This is a genomic window from Microvirga sp. CF3062 (assembly GCF_036314045.1).
Classification (GTDB): Bacteria; Pseudomonadota; Alphaproteobacteria; order Rhizobiales; family Beijerinckiaceae; genus Microvirga.
Map to the genome: position 1 here is coordinate 55,950 of NZ_JAYGGN010000008.1, position 14,561 is coordinate 70,510.

Below are 14,561 nucleotides of genomic sequence, written 5' to 3' on the forward strand. Positions count from 1 at the left end.
GGTGCTTGAATATGTTGGTGTTGAACCGCGCTGTTTACTTGAGCCTGCTTCTCGGAATGCTGCCGACAACGGCGTGGGCTGATTTCTGGGCAGATAATTGCCCCCTGGACCGGCCGAAGCCGATGTTCAGTAACGGCGGTTTTCGGCTGAACAAGTCCACGGGACTCGCAACCGAGATAATCACCCTCAATAAGGATGTCACTCTTCGGTTGGAGCAAAGGACCTGTGAGTATCTGAGCCGAACCTACATTTTCATTCTCAAGGAGAGACAAGCAGAGACCCATGTTGCCGGTTGGCAATACAAGAAGTCCGTTGAATTACTCTCCTTGCTGGAGAAGAGCTCGGCGGCGAAGCTAAAATTCGCTGACGAGAAACTTGATTTTGCCGACGAAAAAAAGGCGCTCGACAACTATGTTCAGCAAGAGCCTCTTCCCAAGGAAGGCGTCGAGATCGATATTAATGACCGGCCTTATGACTCTTACGAGAATATCTCGGTTGACAGCCAGATTGGCAAAAAGGATTTCAGGATTGTCGTGAAAATCTCAAGTGGCCCTTATTGATCTCAGTTCGGATGGTTAGCAGGACGCATGTCCCAATTGCACTGCGCGCATCATCGAACTCACTGAGGTTCCGACAGCCTGCTAGGTTTTCCCAAGTGGGCTGTCGGATGCAGGCCCCATCTTCTACGAGAGGTTTGAAGCTTTCACTCCGGCAGGGTGCTGGAGCCCATCAGGAAGGTGTCGATGGACCGGGCGGCCTGACGGCCCTCGCGGATGGCCCACACCACCAGCGACTGGCCGCGGCGCATGTCGCCGGCGACGAAGACCTTGTCGTTCGACGTCCTGTAGCTCTTTTCGTCGGCCACCACGTTGCCGCGCCGATCCATGGCGACGGCGGACTGCTCAAGCAGACCTTCCTTCACCGAGCCGGCAAAGCCGATGGCGATGAAGACGAGATCGGCCTTGAGGATGAACTCGCTGCCGGGGATGGGCTGGCGCTTCTCGTCCACACGGGCGCATTGCACGCCAGAGACGCGGCCCTTTTTACCGACGACACCGAGCGTGGCAGCCTGGAACTCGCGCTCCGCGCCTTCCGCCTGTGATGAGGAGGTGCGCATCTTGGTCGGCCAATAGGGCCACACGGTGAGCTTGTCCTCCCGCTCCGGCGGCTTGGGACGGATGTCGAGCTGCGTCACGGAGAGGGCGCCCTGACGGAACGCGGTGCCGACACAGTCGGACGCCGTGTCGCCGCCGCCAATCACGATCACATGCTTCCCACCCGCAAGGATCGGCTCCTCGGTGACTTCCTCGTGCCCCATGCGCTGGTTGGCCTGAGTGAGGTAGGGCATGGCGTAATACACACCGGCGAGTTCCTGACCCGGCAGGTCCGGGTTGCGCGGATCCTCCGCGCCGCCAGCGAACAGCACTGCGTCGAACTCGTTGTGGAGCGAGGCAAAGCTGCGGTCGACGCCGATGTTCACGCCGCAATGGAAGACTACACCTTCCGCTTCCATCTGCTTCACGCGGCGGTCGATGTGGTACTTCTCCATTTTGAAGTCCGGGATGCCGTAGCGCAGCAGCCCGCCGGGCTTCGCCTGACGCTCGAACACGTGCACCTCGTGGCCTGCACGGGCGAGCTGCTGGGCGGCCGCCATGCCGGCGGGACCTGAGCCGATCACGGCCACGCGCTTGCCGGTCTGAACCTCCGCCGGCTCCGGCTTCACGAAGCCCATCTCCCAAGCCTTGTCGGCGATGGCCTGCTCGATGGTCTTGATGGTGACCGGCTGGTTTTCGAGGTTGAGCGTGCAGGCTTCCTCGCAGGGCGCCGGGCAGATGCGGCCCGTAAACTCGGGGAAGTTGTTGGTGGTGTGGAGGTTGCGCGCAGCCTCCTCCCAGTCGTCCTGCCAGACCAGATCGTTCCAGTCGGGAATCTGGTTGTGCACCGGACAGCCCGTCGGCCCGTGGCAGAACGGGATGCCGCAATCCATGCAGCGCCCCGCCTGCTTGCGCAGATCGTTGGTGTCCAGCGGCAGCGTGAACTCGCGGAAGTGGCGCACGCGCTCACCGGCGAGCTGATACTTCTGCTCCTGCCGGTCGTATTCGAGAAAGCCTGTGACCTTGCCCATGGGTTTGCCCCTTACAATCCTTATTCCGCCGCCTGCAGGTTCCGGAGACGATCCATCTCCTGGAGCGCGCGGCGATACTCGACCGGCATGACCTTCACGAACTTGGTGCGGTAGGTCGTCCAGTTGTCGAGGATCTCCTTGGCGCGCGTCGAGCCCGTGTAGGTGTGGTGGTTGGTGATGAGCTGCATCAGGCGCTCTTCATCGGGGCCTGACATGTTGGCCATGATGTCGATGCGGCCCTTGGTCTCCAGATCGCCGCCGTGATGGTGGAGGCGGCGCATCAGGTCCTCCTCCTCCTCGACGGGTTCGAGATCGACCATGGACAGGTTGCAGCGTTTGGTGAACGTGCCGTCCTCGTCGAGAACATAGGCGATGCCGCCCGACATGCCCGCCGCGAAGTTGCGGCCGGTCTGGCCTAGCACGACCACGAGGCCGCCGGTCATGTACTCGCAGCCGTGATCGCCCGTGCCCTCGACCACCGCGATGGCACCCGAGTTGCGCACGGCGAAGCGCTCGCCCGCAACACCACGGAAATAGGCCTCGCCGCCAATGGCCCCGTACATCACCGTGTTGCCGACCACGATGGAGTTCTCAGGCAGAGCCTTGGACCGGGTCGAGGGGCTGATGATGATCTTGCCGCCCGACAGGCCCTTGCCGACATAGTCGTTCGCTTCACCTTCCAGGTTCAGCGTTACGCCGGCGGCCAGCCATGCGCCGAAGCTCTGGCCTGCGGTGCCCTTCAGCTTCACGGTGATCGTGTCGTCGGGCAGGCCCTCATGGCCGTAGCGCTTGGCGACCTCGCCGGAGAGCATCGCACCCACCGTACGGTCGGAGCTTTTCACCGTCGATTCGATGGTGACAGCCTCGCCGCTCTCCAGGGCCGCACCGGCCTGCGCGATGAACGTGCGGTCGAGCACGTCCGCAATCGGGTGAACCTGACGCTCCAGATGGCGAGTCGCCACGTTCGCCGGCACATCCGGTTTGTGGAAGAGCTTGGTGAAGTCGAGTCCCTTCGCCTTCCAGTGATCGATGGCCCCGTTCTTGTCGAGGAGATCGGACTGGCCGATCAACTCCTCCACATTGCGGAAGCCCATCTCGGCCATCAGCTCGCGCACTTCCTCTGCGACGAAGAAGAAGTAGTTGATGACATGCTCAGGAAGTCCCTTGAAGCGCTTGCGCAGCACCGGGTCCTGCGTGGCTACTCCCACCGGGCAGGTGTTGAGATGGCACTTGCGCATCATGATGCAGCCGGCTGCAATCAGCGGCGCGGTCGAGAAGCCGTATTCGTCGGCACCGAGCAACGCTGCGATCACCACGTCACGTCCTGTACGCAGGCCGCCATCGGCCTGGAGCGCCACACGGCCACGCAGACGGTTGAGCACGAGGGTCTGCTGAGTTTCGGCGAGGCCGATCTCCCAGGGCGAGCCCGCATGCTTGAGCGAGGTGAGGGGAGAGGCACCCGTACCGCCCTCGAATCCTGAGATCGTGATGTGATCGGCGCGCGCCTTGGCAACGCCCGCCGCCACTGTGCCGACGCCGACTTCGGCGACAAGCTTCACCGACACGGCGGCCGAGGGGTTCACGTTCTTCAGGTCGAAGATCAGCTGCGCCAGATCTTCGATGGAGTAGATGTCGTGGTGCGGCGGCGGCGAGATGAGGCCGACGCCCGGAGTCGAGTGGCGCACGCGGGCGATCTTGGCGTCAACCTTGTGGCCGGGCAGCTGTCCGCCCTCGCCGGGCTTGGCACCTTGAGCCACCTTGATCTGCATCATGTCGGCATTGACAAGATATTCCGTCGTCACGCCAAAGCGGCCGGAGGCCACCTGCTTGATGGCGGAACGCTTGGACATGCCGTTCGCCAGCGGCCGGAAGCGCTCCGGCTCCTCGCCGCCCTCGCCGGTGTTCGACTTGCCGCCGATGGCGTTCATGGCGAGCGCCAGAGTCTCGTGCGCTTCCTTCGAGATCGATCCGAAGGACATGGCGCCCGTGGAGAAGCGCTTCACGATGTCCTGCGCGGACTCGACCTCGTTCAGCGGCACGGGCGCGCGTCCCGTCTCCTCCGCGCTCTTGATACGGAAGAGGCCGCGGATGGTCTTGAGCTCGTTGTCCTGCTCGTTCACGAGGCGCGCGAACTCGCGGTAGCGGTCCAGCGCGTTCAGGCGCACGGCGTGCTGGAGCGTCGCAACCGTATCCGGGTTCCAGGCATGCACCTCGCCACGCGTACGGTAGGCGTATTCGCCGCCCACATCGAGCGCGTTGCGGTAGATCGGTGCGTCGCCGAAGGCGTCGCGGTGGCGGCGCACGTTCTCCTCCGCCACCTCGTTCATGCCGATGCCTTCGATGGTGGTCGCGGTGCCGAAGAAGTCACGCGCCACGAAGTCGGAACGGAGGCCGATCGCGTCGAAGATCTGCGCGCCGCAATAGGACTGATAGGTGGAGATGCCCATTTTGGACATGACCTTGAGCAGGCCCTTGCCGATGGACTTGATGTAGCGCTTGACCGCCTCGTCCGCGTCCACCTCTTGCGGCAGCTCGCCGGCTGCGTGCATGGCGGCGATCGTCTCGAAGGCCAGATAAGGATTGATCGCTTCCGCGCCGTAGCCGGCAAGGCAGGCGAAGTGATGAATCTCGCGCGGTTCGCCGCTCTCCACCACGAGGCCGACGGAGGTGCGAAGCCCTTTCCGGATAAGGTAGTTGTGCACGGCTGCAGTGGCCAGCAGCGCAGGGATCGGAATGCGGTCCGGGCCGACCATGCGGTCGGACAGGATGATGATGTTGTAGCCGCCGTGCACCGCCGCTTCCGCGCGGTCGCAGAGCCGGTCCACCGCGCCGTCGAGGGCGGATGCGCCGAGCTCCGCGTCATAGGTGATGTCGAGGGTCTTGGTGTCGAAGCGGTCCTCGAAATGGCCGATGCAGCGGATCTTTTCCAGATCCGCGTTGGTGAGGATCGGCTGGCGCACTTCCAGGCGTTTGCGGCGCGAGGTGCCCTCTAAGTCAAGGATGTTCGGGCGCGGGCCGATGAACGACACGAGGCTCATGACGAGCTCCTCGCGGATCGGGTCGATCGGTGGGTTCGTCACCTGGGCGAAGTTCTGCTTGAAGTAGGTGTAGAGCAGCTTCGACTTGTCGGAGAGCGCGGAGATCGGCGTGTCCGATCCCATGGAGCCGACGGCCTCCTGGCCGGTGACGGCCATGGGCTGCATGAGGAGCTTGAGGTCTTCCGCCGTGTAGCCGAAGGCCTGCTGGCGGTCGAGGAGCGACACGTCCGTGCGCGACTCTCTGGCCTGCACGGGCTTCAGGTCTTCCAGCACGATCTGTGTGCGCTTGAGCCACTCCTTGTAAGGGTGCGCGTTTGAGAGCTGCTGCTTGATCTCGTCATCGGAGACGATGCGGCCTTCTTCCAGATCGATGAGGAGCATCTTGCCCGGCTGCAGGCGCCACTTCTCGACGATCTTCTCCTCCGGGATCGGCAGCACGCCCATCTCGGAGGCGAGCACCACGAGGCCGTCGTCGGTCACGAGATAGCGGGCGGGACGCAGGCCGTTGCGGTCGAGCGTCGCGCCGATCTGCTTGCCGTCCGTGAAGCACACGGCGGCGGGGCCGTCCCACGGCTCCATGAGGGCGGCGTGATACTCGTAGAAGGCGCGCCGGTCGTCGTTCATGAGCTTGTTGCCGGCCCAGGCTTCCGGGATCAGCATCATCATGGCGTGCGAGAGCGTGTAGCCGCCGCGCACCAGGAACTCGAGGGCGTTGTCGAAGCAGGCGGTGTCGGACTGGCCCTCGTAGGAGATCGGCCACAGCTTCGAGATGTCGTTGCCGAAGAGTTCGGAATCGACGGAGGCCTGGCGGGCCGCCATCCAGTTCACGTTGCCGCGCAGCGTGTTGATCTCGCCGTTATGGGCGACCATGCGGTAGGGGTGCGCGAGCTGCCAGGTCGGGAAGGTGTTGGTGGCAAAGCGCTGGTGCACGAGGGCGATGGCGCTCTCGAAGCGCGGATCCTGCAGGTCGAGGTAGTAGTCGCGCAGCTGCGTGACCAGCACCATGCCCTTGTAGACGATGGTGCGCGAGGACAGGCTGACGGGGTAATAGCCCTTCGTGCGCTCGTCCTTCATATCGTAGACGGCGTTCGAGATGACCTTGCGGGCGATGAACAGGCGACGCTCGAAGGTCTCGGCGTCGTCCATACCCTTGCCTTTACCGACAAAGATCTGACGGTGCAGAGGCTCGGTGGCCTTCACGCTCTCACCGAGATCGCTCGAATCCACCGGCACGTCGCGCCAGCCGAGCACCTGCAGGCCCTCGTCCGTGATCGCCTTGGTGACGATCTCCTCGACGAGCTTGAAGCCTTCGGGGTCGCGGGGCATGAACAAATGGCCGGCGCCGTACTGGCCCGCCTCTGGCAGCCAGATGCCGACCTTGGCGCATTCTGCCGCGAAGAACTTGTGCGGGATCTGAACCAGGATGCCGCAGCCGTCGCCCATCTTGGGGTCGGCACCCACCGCGCCGCGGTGGTCGAGGTTATGCAAGATCGCGAGACCCTGCTCGACGATCTCGTGCGACTTGCGGTTCTTCATGTCGGCGATGAAGCCGACGCCGCATGAATCCTGCTCGTTCCTCGGATCGTAGAGCCCCTGAGCGACGGGCAGGCCCGGATCGCGCACGACTTTGACCATATCGGCTGCATTGGCCGTGCGGCTTGGCACTTGGGCTTCCAGGCTCTTGGTCGGCACGTCGCTCATGGCTGGTCCTCACATCCGAACGCGTCATCTGAGCATCGGACCCAAAAAGTGGACACCACTTTTGGGATCAATCCAATGCTCCGTTTCTAGCTTGCGCATCGTGTGGCTCGGAAAACCGGGTCCACTTTTCCGCACGATGCGCTTTTCTTTAAGGCGGCTTTTGGGCCTGCCGGATGATCGGATCGTCCGGATGCCCGCCGCTTCTTCAGGTTTCGAGAGGTGGGTCCGGCAGGGGAGCCCGCTCCTCGCGGGCATCCTTTGGGCTGTTCGAGGTCAGCCCAGCGTCGCCCGTCCCGCCCACGCTTTGCGGGCGGCTTTCGTGGTATCTCGTTTCGTTCGCGTGGTGCGAAGCATCAAGAAAACCCCAGGGCGTCAAAGGAAGGGTGCAGGCACCCCAAAAGGGACAGTATCGCTGTCCTAATGACTGCAACCTGCCAGACTTCGCTGCAGGGCACAAGTGGGTTTAGAAAAATTTTAGACAAAAGTTACAAGGCGACGACTCGGAATGTAACAAAAGCAGCTTTTTGTCCCATTGAGACGCAAGTCTCCACCGATGGGTCAATGCTCTTGACATGTCGGATGCCTTCGCCAGGGTGCGCCCCCGAGGAGACAAGATATGAACTTTGCGAGCGACAACACCGTGGGCGCCAGCGCCCCCGTTCTCCAGGCCATCGTGCAAGCCAATGTGGGAGCCATGGCGGCCTATGGAAACGACGAGATCTCGAAGCGGGTGAGGGCAAGGTTCAACGATCTGTTCGAGCGCGAGGTCTCCGTGTTCTTCGCCACTACAGGGACTGCCGCCAACGCCCTGGCTCTCTCGTCCGCCGTGCCGCCCTATGGCCTCTGCGTCTGCCACCGCGAGGCTCACATCATCGATGATGAATGCGGGGCGCCGGAATTCTTCATGCACGGCGCCAAGCTTGTGGGCCTGCCGGGCGTCGGTGCCAAGCTGCAAGCGGAAGACGTCGCCGCGTACCTGAAGAGCCTGCCCAAGGCCGTAAAGCAGATGCCGCCGAAGGCGCTCTCGATCTCGCAGGTGAGCGAAGGCGGTCTCGTGTATAGCCTCGGCGAACTCGCTGCTCTGGGGCAGGTCTGCCGCGAGCATGGCCTGTCTTTCCACATGGACGGCGCGCGCTTCGCCAATGCGCTCGTGGCGCTCGGCTGCACCCCGGCTGAGATGACCTGGAAGCAGGGTGCCGACATCCTCTCCTTCGGCGCCACCAAGAACGGCGGCCTCATGGCCGAAGCCATTGTGGTGTTCAAGCCCGAGTTGGCGGAGGCGCTGGACTATCGCTCCAAGCGGGCCGGGCAGATCATCTCCAAGGGCCGGCTCATCGCGGCGCAGTTCGAGGGCTACTTCGCGGACGATCACTGGCTTTCCAATGCCCGCCACGCCAACCGCATGGCCAAGCTCCTGTCGGAGGGTCTGATGCGGCTGCCCGGCGTGCGTCTCGCCTGGCCGACCGAGGCCAACGAGGTGTTTCCGATCATCCCGCAGACCCTGAACCAGGTGCTGAAGACGGCCGGAATCCTCTACAGTCCCTGGACCGAGCTGAGCCTGCCGGAAGCCGAGCGGGTTGGAGAGAACGAGGTTCTGATCCGCCTCGTCGCCTCCTGGGCCACCCAGGAGGAGGACGTGCGCAAGCTTCTGGAGATCGCCTCTTCCGAGGTATCGCGCCAAGCCGCGGAGTGATTGCCCTAACCCTGCCGCATTCACGCGCGAATGGTCATTTCAAGAGACCCTTGACCGACGGGGCAGCCCTCCAGCCCCAGCGGGATTTTACCAAGGACCAGGACTTCAAAAACAAAAAAGCGCCCCGGCATGTACCGGGGCGCTATTCGTTTGGGCCTTAATTAGACGATTATGCAGCTTTCGCCTCGATGGTCTGCTGAGCGCCGTTCGAGGAAATCGGGATGAGCTTCGGCTTCTTGGCCTCTGGGATCTCGCGCACGAGATCGAGGTGGAGCAGGCCGTGCTCGAGGGCTGCGCCCACCACCTGCACTCCATCGGCCAGCTGGAAGCGCCGATCGAAGCTGCGGGCGGCGATGCCCTGGTGGAGCACGTCGACTTTGCGCTCTTCCGAAGGCTTGCGCTCGCCGCGCACGGAAAGGGCGTTTTCCTTCACCTCGACTGTCAGGTCGCGATCGGTGAAGCCGGCCACCGCAATGGAGATGCGATAGGCATTCTCGCCGGTGCGCTCGATGTTGTAGGGCGGGTAGCTCGGAGCCGCATCGACGCCGACCATCTGGTCGAGCATCGAGAACAGGCGGTCGAAGCCGACCGTATTGCGGTACAGGGGAGCAAGATCAAACTGTCGCATGGCATATTCTCCGCTTGAAGCAACATGCAGTCAGGGAAGATCCACCTTCATAAGGCTGGATCCGGGTTTCATGCCGCCATCATGGCCGGCACGCCCTCGATTTGGGAGCGGATATGGTTGCTTTCAAGAGGGCCGTTCCTTAAGCCCGAGATGCCCTATAAAGAGGTCACGCTTTCGAGTTGGAACCCCGAGTTGGACCCCACTGTGGAATTCATCACCACCCCTGACAATCCCATACCCGGCGAGCCAAAGCTGGTCAGTGTGACCACCCGCGATGGGATCGCGCTGCGGGCCGCGTATTGGATGCCGGAGACCGAGGAGCCGCAGGGCACAATCTGCATCCTGCAGGGCAGGGCGGAGTTCATCGAGAAGTATTTCGAGGTGGTGGGCGAGCTGCTCGACCGCGGCTTTGCCGTGGTGGCTTTCGACTGGCGCGGGCAGGGGCTCTCGGGCCGGCAGGTGAGCAACCCTCGCAAGGGCCACGTCCGGCGCTTCTCCGACTTCCGTCACGACCTCGAGGCGATCCGCGACCAGATCCTGGTGCCGCACATGCCGGAGCCGCATTTCGGGCTGGCCCATTCCATGGGCGGGGCCATTGCCCTGAATGCAGCCTACGAGACCTGGCTGCCCTTCCGCCGCCTCGTGACCACGACGCCGATGATCGCCCTGTGCATCATCAAGCGCACCCACGCCACAGCCTTCTTCGCGCGGTTCCTGCGGCTCCTCGGCATGGGCAAGATGTTCGTGCCCGGCGGTGGCGAGACCTCCATCGCTACCCTGCCGTTCAAGGGCAATCGCCTGACATCCGATCCTGTCCGCTACGCCCGCAACGCTGAGGCTGCCCACGCCATCGGGGCCGGCGCCATCGGGGCACCGACCGTGGCTTGGCTCGACGGCGCCTTCCGGTTCATGAAGCGCTTCGCCGATCCGCGCTATTCCATCAAGATCCGCCTGCCCACGCTCATCGTGGCGGCTGGCGCGGACCCCGTCTGCGCGACGCCGGCAACGGAGCGCTTCGCCTCGCGGCTGAAAGCAGGCCGCGTCATCGTCATCCCGGGCGCCCGGCATGAAATCCTGATGGAGCGGAATGTGGTTCGGGAGCAGTTCTGGGCCGCCTTCGATGCCTTCATCCCGGGAACGCCCGATCCGGTCGCGCCTGGAAAGCGCGATCTGGCTGAGGTGGGCTTATCGGCTGAGCAGCTCGATGGCAGCGGCGTGGACCCGGCGGTCGCCCGCAGCGACGATGCGCCCGCCCTCGGCGGCCGAGCCGCCGTCCCAGGCGGTGACGATGCCGCCGGCGCCCTCGATGATCGGGATCAGGGCCGCGATGTCGTAAGGCTTTAGGCCCGACTCGACCACGAGATCGATGTGACCCGCCGCCAGCATGCAATAGGCATAGCAATCGCAGCCGTAGCGGGCGAGGCGGGCGACGCTCTCCACCCGGTCGTAGGCACGCAGCTCGTCGCCGGCGAACAGACGCGGGCTCGTGGTGGAGATCACCGCATCCTTGAGCGATGCACAGCGGCGGACCTTGAGCTTGCGCTCGCCGCCGGGGCCGCGATAGGTCGCGCTGCCGGTGTCGCCGAAGAAGCACTCGCCCGTGAAGGGCTGGTGCATCATGCCGAAGACCGGCTGCTTCTTGTATGTCAGGCCGATCAGCGTGCCCCAGGTGGGAAGGCCTGCGATGAAGGCGCGGGTGCCGTCGATGGGGTCGAGAACCCAGACGTAATCAGCCTCCGGCCGCTCGGCGCCGAACTCCTCGCCGATGATGCCATGGGTGGGAAAGCTGCGCTTGATGAGGTGGCGCATGGTCGCCTCGCCCGCCCGGTCCGCCTCCGTCACCGGATCGAAGGCGCCGCCGCGGGACTTGTCCTCCGTGGCAATGGCGGTGCGGAAGAAGGGAAGGATCGCCTGGCCTGACTGGGTCGCGAGCTCGTTGACGAATTGCGTGAAGTCGATGAGCGCCATGGCGTCCCAATCCCCTGAAAGAATAGCCCGGGCGGCCTTGGCCCGCCTGCGGTGAGCTTTTATCAAGCGCCTGTCGCGCGGCAAGAGAGCGGCGGCGAATAAGGATCGAGATCGCATGGATTTTGCGCCCAAGCCCGGCCCGACCCGCTCGGAAACGGCCCTGTTCCTGATTGTGGCCCTGGTCTCGATCTATGCGGTTAGCCAGTTCCTGCGCAACTCCATCGGGGTCATCGCCAACGACCTTGCCCGGGAACTCGATCTCTCGGCCACCCAGACGGGGCTTCTCTCCAGCGCCTTCTTCTTCTCCTTCGCGGCGGTCCAGATCCCCATCGGCATCCTGATCGACCGCTATGGCCCCAAGCGCACCATGCTGGCTACAGCCGTGCTGACGGTTCTCGGCACCGTCCTTTTCGCGCTCGCCCCCTCGGCCTCCCTCCTCATTGTCGCCCGGGTGCTGATGGGGCTCGGCTGCTCCACCTTCTTCATGGCACCGCTGGTGATCTATGCGCGGCGCTTTCCGCCGGAGCGCTTTGCCGGCCTCACGAGCCTGCAGATGGGCTTGGCCAATATCGGGACCCTGGCAGCGACGGCTCCCCTGGCGGCCTCGGCGGCCGCCTTCGGCTGGCGGGCCTCGTTCCTGGCCGTCGCTGTTCTGACGGTTGCCATCACCCTCGTGATCGTCTTCCTCGTGCCCAAGGACTCAGGAACGGACAGGCCGAAGGAGGCTTGGGGGGCTGCGTTGCGGGGCGTTGCCGCGGCCCTGAAGGTGCCTTCCTTCTGGCCCGTATTCTTCATGCATCTCGCCACCTATGGCTGCTTCGTGTCCGTCATCGGGCTCTGGGCCGGGCCGTGGCTGTCGGACGTGCATGGGGCCGACCTCACGACGCGAGGCAATGTCCTGCTCCTGGGGGCATCGGCGCAGATCTGCGGCATGCTGCTGTGGGGGGCGATGGACCGGTTCTGGGGGAGCTACAAAAAGCCGGTTATTATCGGCAGCATGGCGACGATCCTGCTCCTCGCCGTGCTGGTGTTCGTGCCCCTGCCTCAGCCCTGGGCCACGCTCTGGTTCGTGCCGTTCGGTCTCTTCGTGGCCTACACGCCCATTCTCACCAGCCACGGCAAATCGCTGTTCCCGCCTGCCCTGACAGGTCGGGGCATCACGCTGATGAATATCGGCACCATGGGCGGTGCCTTCCTGTCCCAGAGCATGACGGGCGTGCTGATCGATCTCGTGGGGCGCTCCGAGCAAGGCCTCTACCGGCCTGAGGGCTATCGCCTCGTCTTCGGAGCCTTGGCGACAGCCCTGCTACTCAGCCTGATCTTCTATGTCAGAGCTATCGATCCTCATCCGAGCAGATATGCAACAAAGTCATAACTGGAGGCGAAATTTCGGTTGCAATTTGTGCGTTGCGGCGTAATTATTGCAGTGCGATATGGCGATGGCGTCGCTGTATCGTATGCCCTTCTTGGGCGTTTCCTCCCTAAACTTCGGGCCGCTGGCAACAGTGGCCTTTTTCTTTGTCTAGGGCTGATCGAGAAGCGTCCAGGCTCACTCCGCCGCGATGGGTCGGGAGGTCAGCTCGCCCTCGATATCGGCGATCACCTGGGCAAAGGCCTGGGTCAGATCGTCGGCTAGCACCGGGAAGGTGGTTTTCTTCCCCAAGGTACGCTCGTCCATGTAGAGCGCGCGGTTGATCTCGATCTGCAGGGCGTGCCGCCCGAGGGCAGGCTCGCCGTAATGTTCGGTGATGAAGCCGCCCGCATAGGGCTTGTTGCGCACGACTGTGTAACCACGTCCTCTGAGTGCCGCCTCCACGAGGTCGATCAGCAGTGTGGCACAGCTCGTCCCGTAGCGGTCGCCCAGCACGATATCGGCCTTGACCCCTTCCTCCCGGCTGACGCTGGAGGAGGGCATGGAATGGCAATCGATGAGAACGGTATGGCCGAAGAGCCGGGACGTACGGCGCACCAGATGGCGCAGGGTGCGGTGGTAGGGCTTGTAGAGCCATTCGATCCGGTGAAGCGCCTCGTCTACCGGCAGGCGCGAGCGATAGATTTCCTGGCCGTCGGCCACGATGCGCGGGATTGTCCCTAGGCCTCCCGCCACGCGCATGGAGCGGGTATTGGCGAAGGACGGCAGACGCCCGTCGAACATCCGGGAGTCGAGTTCGTAGGGTTCCCGGTTCAGGTCGAGAAAAGCCCGCGGGAAATGCGCCGTCATCAAGGGAGCGCCAAGCTCCATGACCGAGGCGAACAATTCGTCCACAAAAGCGTCCTCTGACCGCCTCAGCGCAACGGAGTCGAGGCGAGAGGCCGTCAGGAAGGAAGTCGGGTAGATCGCGCCCGCATGCGGCACGTTGAACACGAAGGGGACCGTCTGCATGGCAGGTTCGGCGACGGTGAAAGGAGGGTCGAACTCATCGACAATGGCTGGCCGCATCAGGAAATGAACTTGACTATGGTGGAAGAAAAGCCGGTCTTCAGGCTAGTGTAAGGCAGCGCCGTCGCCTGTCCATGACAATATCGTATCGGAACCGCGTCCTTCTTTCACGGCTTGTTTACTCCCGATCCGGCATGAAGGTCTGAACCCATTCGCTATGATTCGGGACTAGCAACCGATGAAGATCATTCTCGCTGAAGACGATAACGACATGCGCCGCTTCCTCGTGAAGGCGTTGGAGAACGCAGGCTACGACGTAGCCTCGTTCGATAACGGCCTTTCCGCCTATAACCGGCTGCGTGAGGAACCGTTCGAGCTGCTGCTGACGGACATCGTCATGCCCGAGATGGACGGCATCGAGCTGGCCCGCAAGGCCACCGAGCTCGATCCGGACATCAAGGTGATGTTCATCACGGGCTTCGCCGCCGTCGCGCTCAACCCGGATTCTCAGGCTCCTCGCGATGCGAAGGTCCTGTCGAAGCCGTTCCATCTGCGCGACCTCGTGACCGAGGTCGATAAAATGATGGCGGCCTAAAAAAGGCCCAGGCGAAGGCTTGCGCCCGCGCCCGCTTGTGGGTATATCGCCCCCACAGCCGAGACGGGACGTCAAACATCACCGTTTCCCGGGCGCGTAGCTCAGCGGGAGAGCACTACGTTGACATCGTAGGGGTCGCTGGTTCGATCCCAGCCGCGCCCACCATTTTTCTTTTTTCCGGCCTTCCCGAGGGGCCGCAGGAGACCGGATATGAAGATCCGTAACTCGTTGAAGTCGATCCGCGGCCGCCACCGCGACAACCAGCTGGTTCGTCGCAAGGGCCGGGTCTACATCATCAACAAGACCCAGAAGCGCTACAAGGCTCGTCAGGGCTAAAGTAGCGGGTGCGGCGATGCCGCACACGAGAATCTGAATTGACCGCGCATGCCGGGACCCTAAAACTCCCGGCATGCGCTTTTTCGCGTCTGCCCTG

The 14,561-nt window shown here is 63.4% G+C and carries 10 protein-coding genes, 1 tRNA gene and 1 pseudogene; 7 read left to right on the top strand and 5 right to left on the bottom strand.

From position 1 onward, the window contains the following. Positions 1–11 precede the first annotated feature (11 nt). Positions 12–560, top strand: coding sequence for a hypothetical protein (locus VB618_RS14910; protein WP_329797500.1), 549 nt, complete (start codon positions 12–14; stop codon positions 558–560). Positions 561–703: 143 nt separating this feature from the next. Here the strand turns inward: VB618_RS14910 and VB618_RS14915 are convergent, their stop codons facing one another. Together VB618_RS14915 and gltB are read right to left on the bottom strand one after the other, a co-directional pair. Then, positions 704–2,125, bottom strand: coding sequence for a glutamate synthase subunit beta (locus VB618_RS14915; RefSeq protein ID WP_329797502.1), 1,422 nt, complete (start codon positions 2,123–2,125; stop codon positions 704–706). 20 nt (positions 2,126–2,145) lie between these two features. Beyond that, positions 2,146–6,864, bottom strand: a complete 4,719-nt coding sequence (gltB, locus tag VB618_RS14920; RefSeq protein ID WP_329797503.1) for a glutamate synthase large subunit — start codon at positions 6,862–6,864, stop codon at positions 2,146–2,148. 616 nt (positions 6,865–7,480) lie between these two features. Between gltB and VB618_RS14925 the strand changes: the two genes are divergently transcribed. Next, on the top strand, positions 7,481–8,557 hold the full coding sequence (locus VB618_RS14925; RefSeq protein ID WP_329797504.1) for a threonine aldolase family protein: 1,077 nt from the start codon (positions 7,481–7,483) through the stop codon (positions 8,555–8,557). A 169-nt stretch (positions 8,558–8,726) separates the two neighbouring features. Here VB618_RS14925 and VB618_RS14930 read toward each other — a convergent pair whose 3' ends face one another. Further along, a complete protein-coding gene (locus tag VB618_RS14930; RefSeq protein WP_329797505.1) occupies positions 8,727–9,185 on the bottom strand; it encodes an Hsp20 family protein in 459 nt (152 codons plus the stop codon). Positions 9,186–9,335: 150 nt separating this feature from the next. Here VB618_RS14930 and VB618_RS14935 point away from each other — a divergent pair. Further along, positions 9,336–10,322: pseudogene (locus tag VB618_RS14935) on the top strand (alpha/beta fold hydrolase); the annotation flags it as partial. A 48-nt stretch (positions 10,323–10,370) separates the two neighbouring features. On the opposite strand, the gene hisN reads toward VB618_RS14935, so the two are convergent. After that, entirely contained in the window at positions 10,371–11,153 is a 783-nt protein-coding gene (gene hisN, locus VB618_RS14940) for a histidinol-phosphatase (RefSeq protein ID WP_329797659.1), read from the bottom strand. 115 nt (positions 11,154–11,268) lie between these two features. On the opposite strand from hisN, the gene VB618_RS14945 reads away from it, so the two are divergent. Next, positions 11,269–12,528, top strand: coding sequence for an MFS transporter (locus VB618_RS14945; protein WP_329797507.1), 1,260 nt, complete (start codon positions 11,269–11,271; stop codon positions 12,526–12,528). Positions 12,529–12,702: 174 nt separating this feature from the next. On the opposite strand, the gene VB618_RS14950 is transcribed toward VB618_RS14945, so the two are convergent. Then, positions 12,703–13,593, bottom strand: coding sequence for an N-formylglutamate amidohydrolase (locus VB618_RS14950; RefSeq protein ID WP_329797508.1), 891 nt, complete (start codon positions 13,591–13,593; stop codon positions 12,703–12,705). Positions 13,594–13,771: 178 nt separating this feature from the next. On the opposite strand from VB618_RS14950, the gene cpdR reads away from it, so the two are divergent. The 3 genes from cpdR to ykgO all read left to right on the top strand — a co-directional run bounded on the left by cpdR (position 13,772) and on the right by ykgO (position 14,464). Beyond that, entirely contained in the window at positions 13,772–14,128 is a 357-nt protein-coding gene (gene cpdR, locus VB618_RS14955) for a cell cycle two-component system response regulator CpdR (protein ID WP_201862469.1), read from the top strand. Between the two features lie 90 nt (positions 14,129–14,218). Further along, positions 14,219–14,293: transfer RNA gene (locus tag VB618_RS14960), tRNA-Val, on the top strand. A 45-nt stretch (positions 14,294–14,338) separates the two neighbouring features. Next, positions 14,339–14,464: a type B 50S ribosomal protein L36 gene (ykgO, locus tag VB618_RS14965; RefSeq protein ID WP_009763379.1), complete on the top strand. Its 126-nt coding sequence runs from the start codon at positions 14,339–14,341 to the stop codon at positions 14,462–14,464. The last annotated feature ends 97 nt before the right edge of the window (positions 14,465–14,561 follow it).

What these genes read in the sequence shown, in the direction of transcription:
- VB618_RS14950 (WP_329797508.1), bottom strand. Translation starts at nt 13,593, where the DNA reads ATGCGGCCAGCCATTGTCGATGAGTTCGACCCTCCTTTCACCGTCGCC.
- hisN (WP_329797659.1), bottom strand. Translation starts at nt 11,153, where the DNA reads ATGGCGCTCATCGACTTCACGCAATTCGTCAACGAGCTCGCGACCCAG.
- VB618_RS14915 (WP_329797502.1), bottom strand. Translation starts at nt 2,125, where the DNA reads ATGGGCAAGGTCACAGGCTTTCTCGAATACGACCGGCAGGAGCAGAAG.
- cpdR (WP_201862469.1), top strand. Translation starts at nt 13,772, where the DNA reads ATGAAGATCATTCTCGCTGAAGACGATAACGACATGCGCCGCTTCCTC.
- VB618_RS14930 (WP_329797505.1), bottom strand. Translation starts at nt 9,185, where the DNA reads ATGCGACAGTTTGATCTTGCTCCCCTGTACCGCAATACGGTCGGCTTC.
- ykgO (WP_009763379.1), top strand. Translation starts at nt 14,339, where the DNA reads ATGAAGATCCGTAACTCGTTGAAGTCGATCCGCGGCCGCCACCGCGAC.
- VB618_RS14910 (WP_329797500.1), top strand. Translation starts at nt 12, where the DNA reads ATGTTGGTGTTGAACCGCGCTGTTTACTTGAGCCTGCTTCTCGGAATG.
- gltB (WP_329797503.1), bottom strand. Translation starts at nt 6,864, where the DNA reads ATGAGCGACGTGCCGACCAAGAGCCTGGAAGCCCAAGTGCCAAGCCGC.
- VB618_RS14925 (WP_329797504.1), top strand. Translation starts at nt 7,481, where the DNA reads ATGAACTTTGCGAGCGACAACACCGTGGGCGCCAGCGCCCCCGTTCTC.
- VB618_RS14945 (WP_329797507.1), top strand. Translation starts at nt 11,269, where the DNA reads ATGGATTTTGCGCCCAAGCCCGGCCCGACCCGCTCGGAAACGGCCCTG.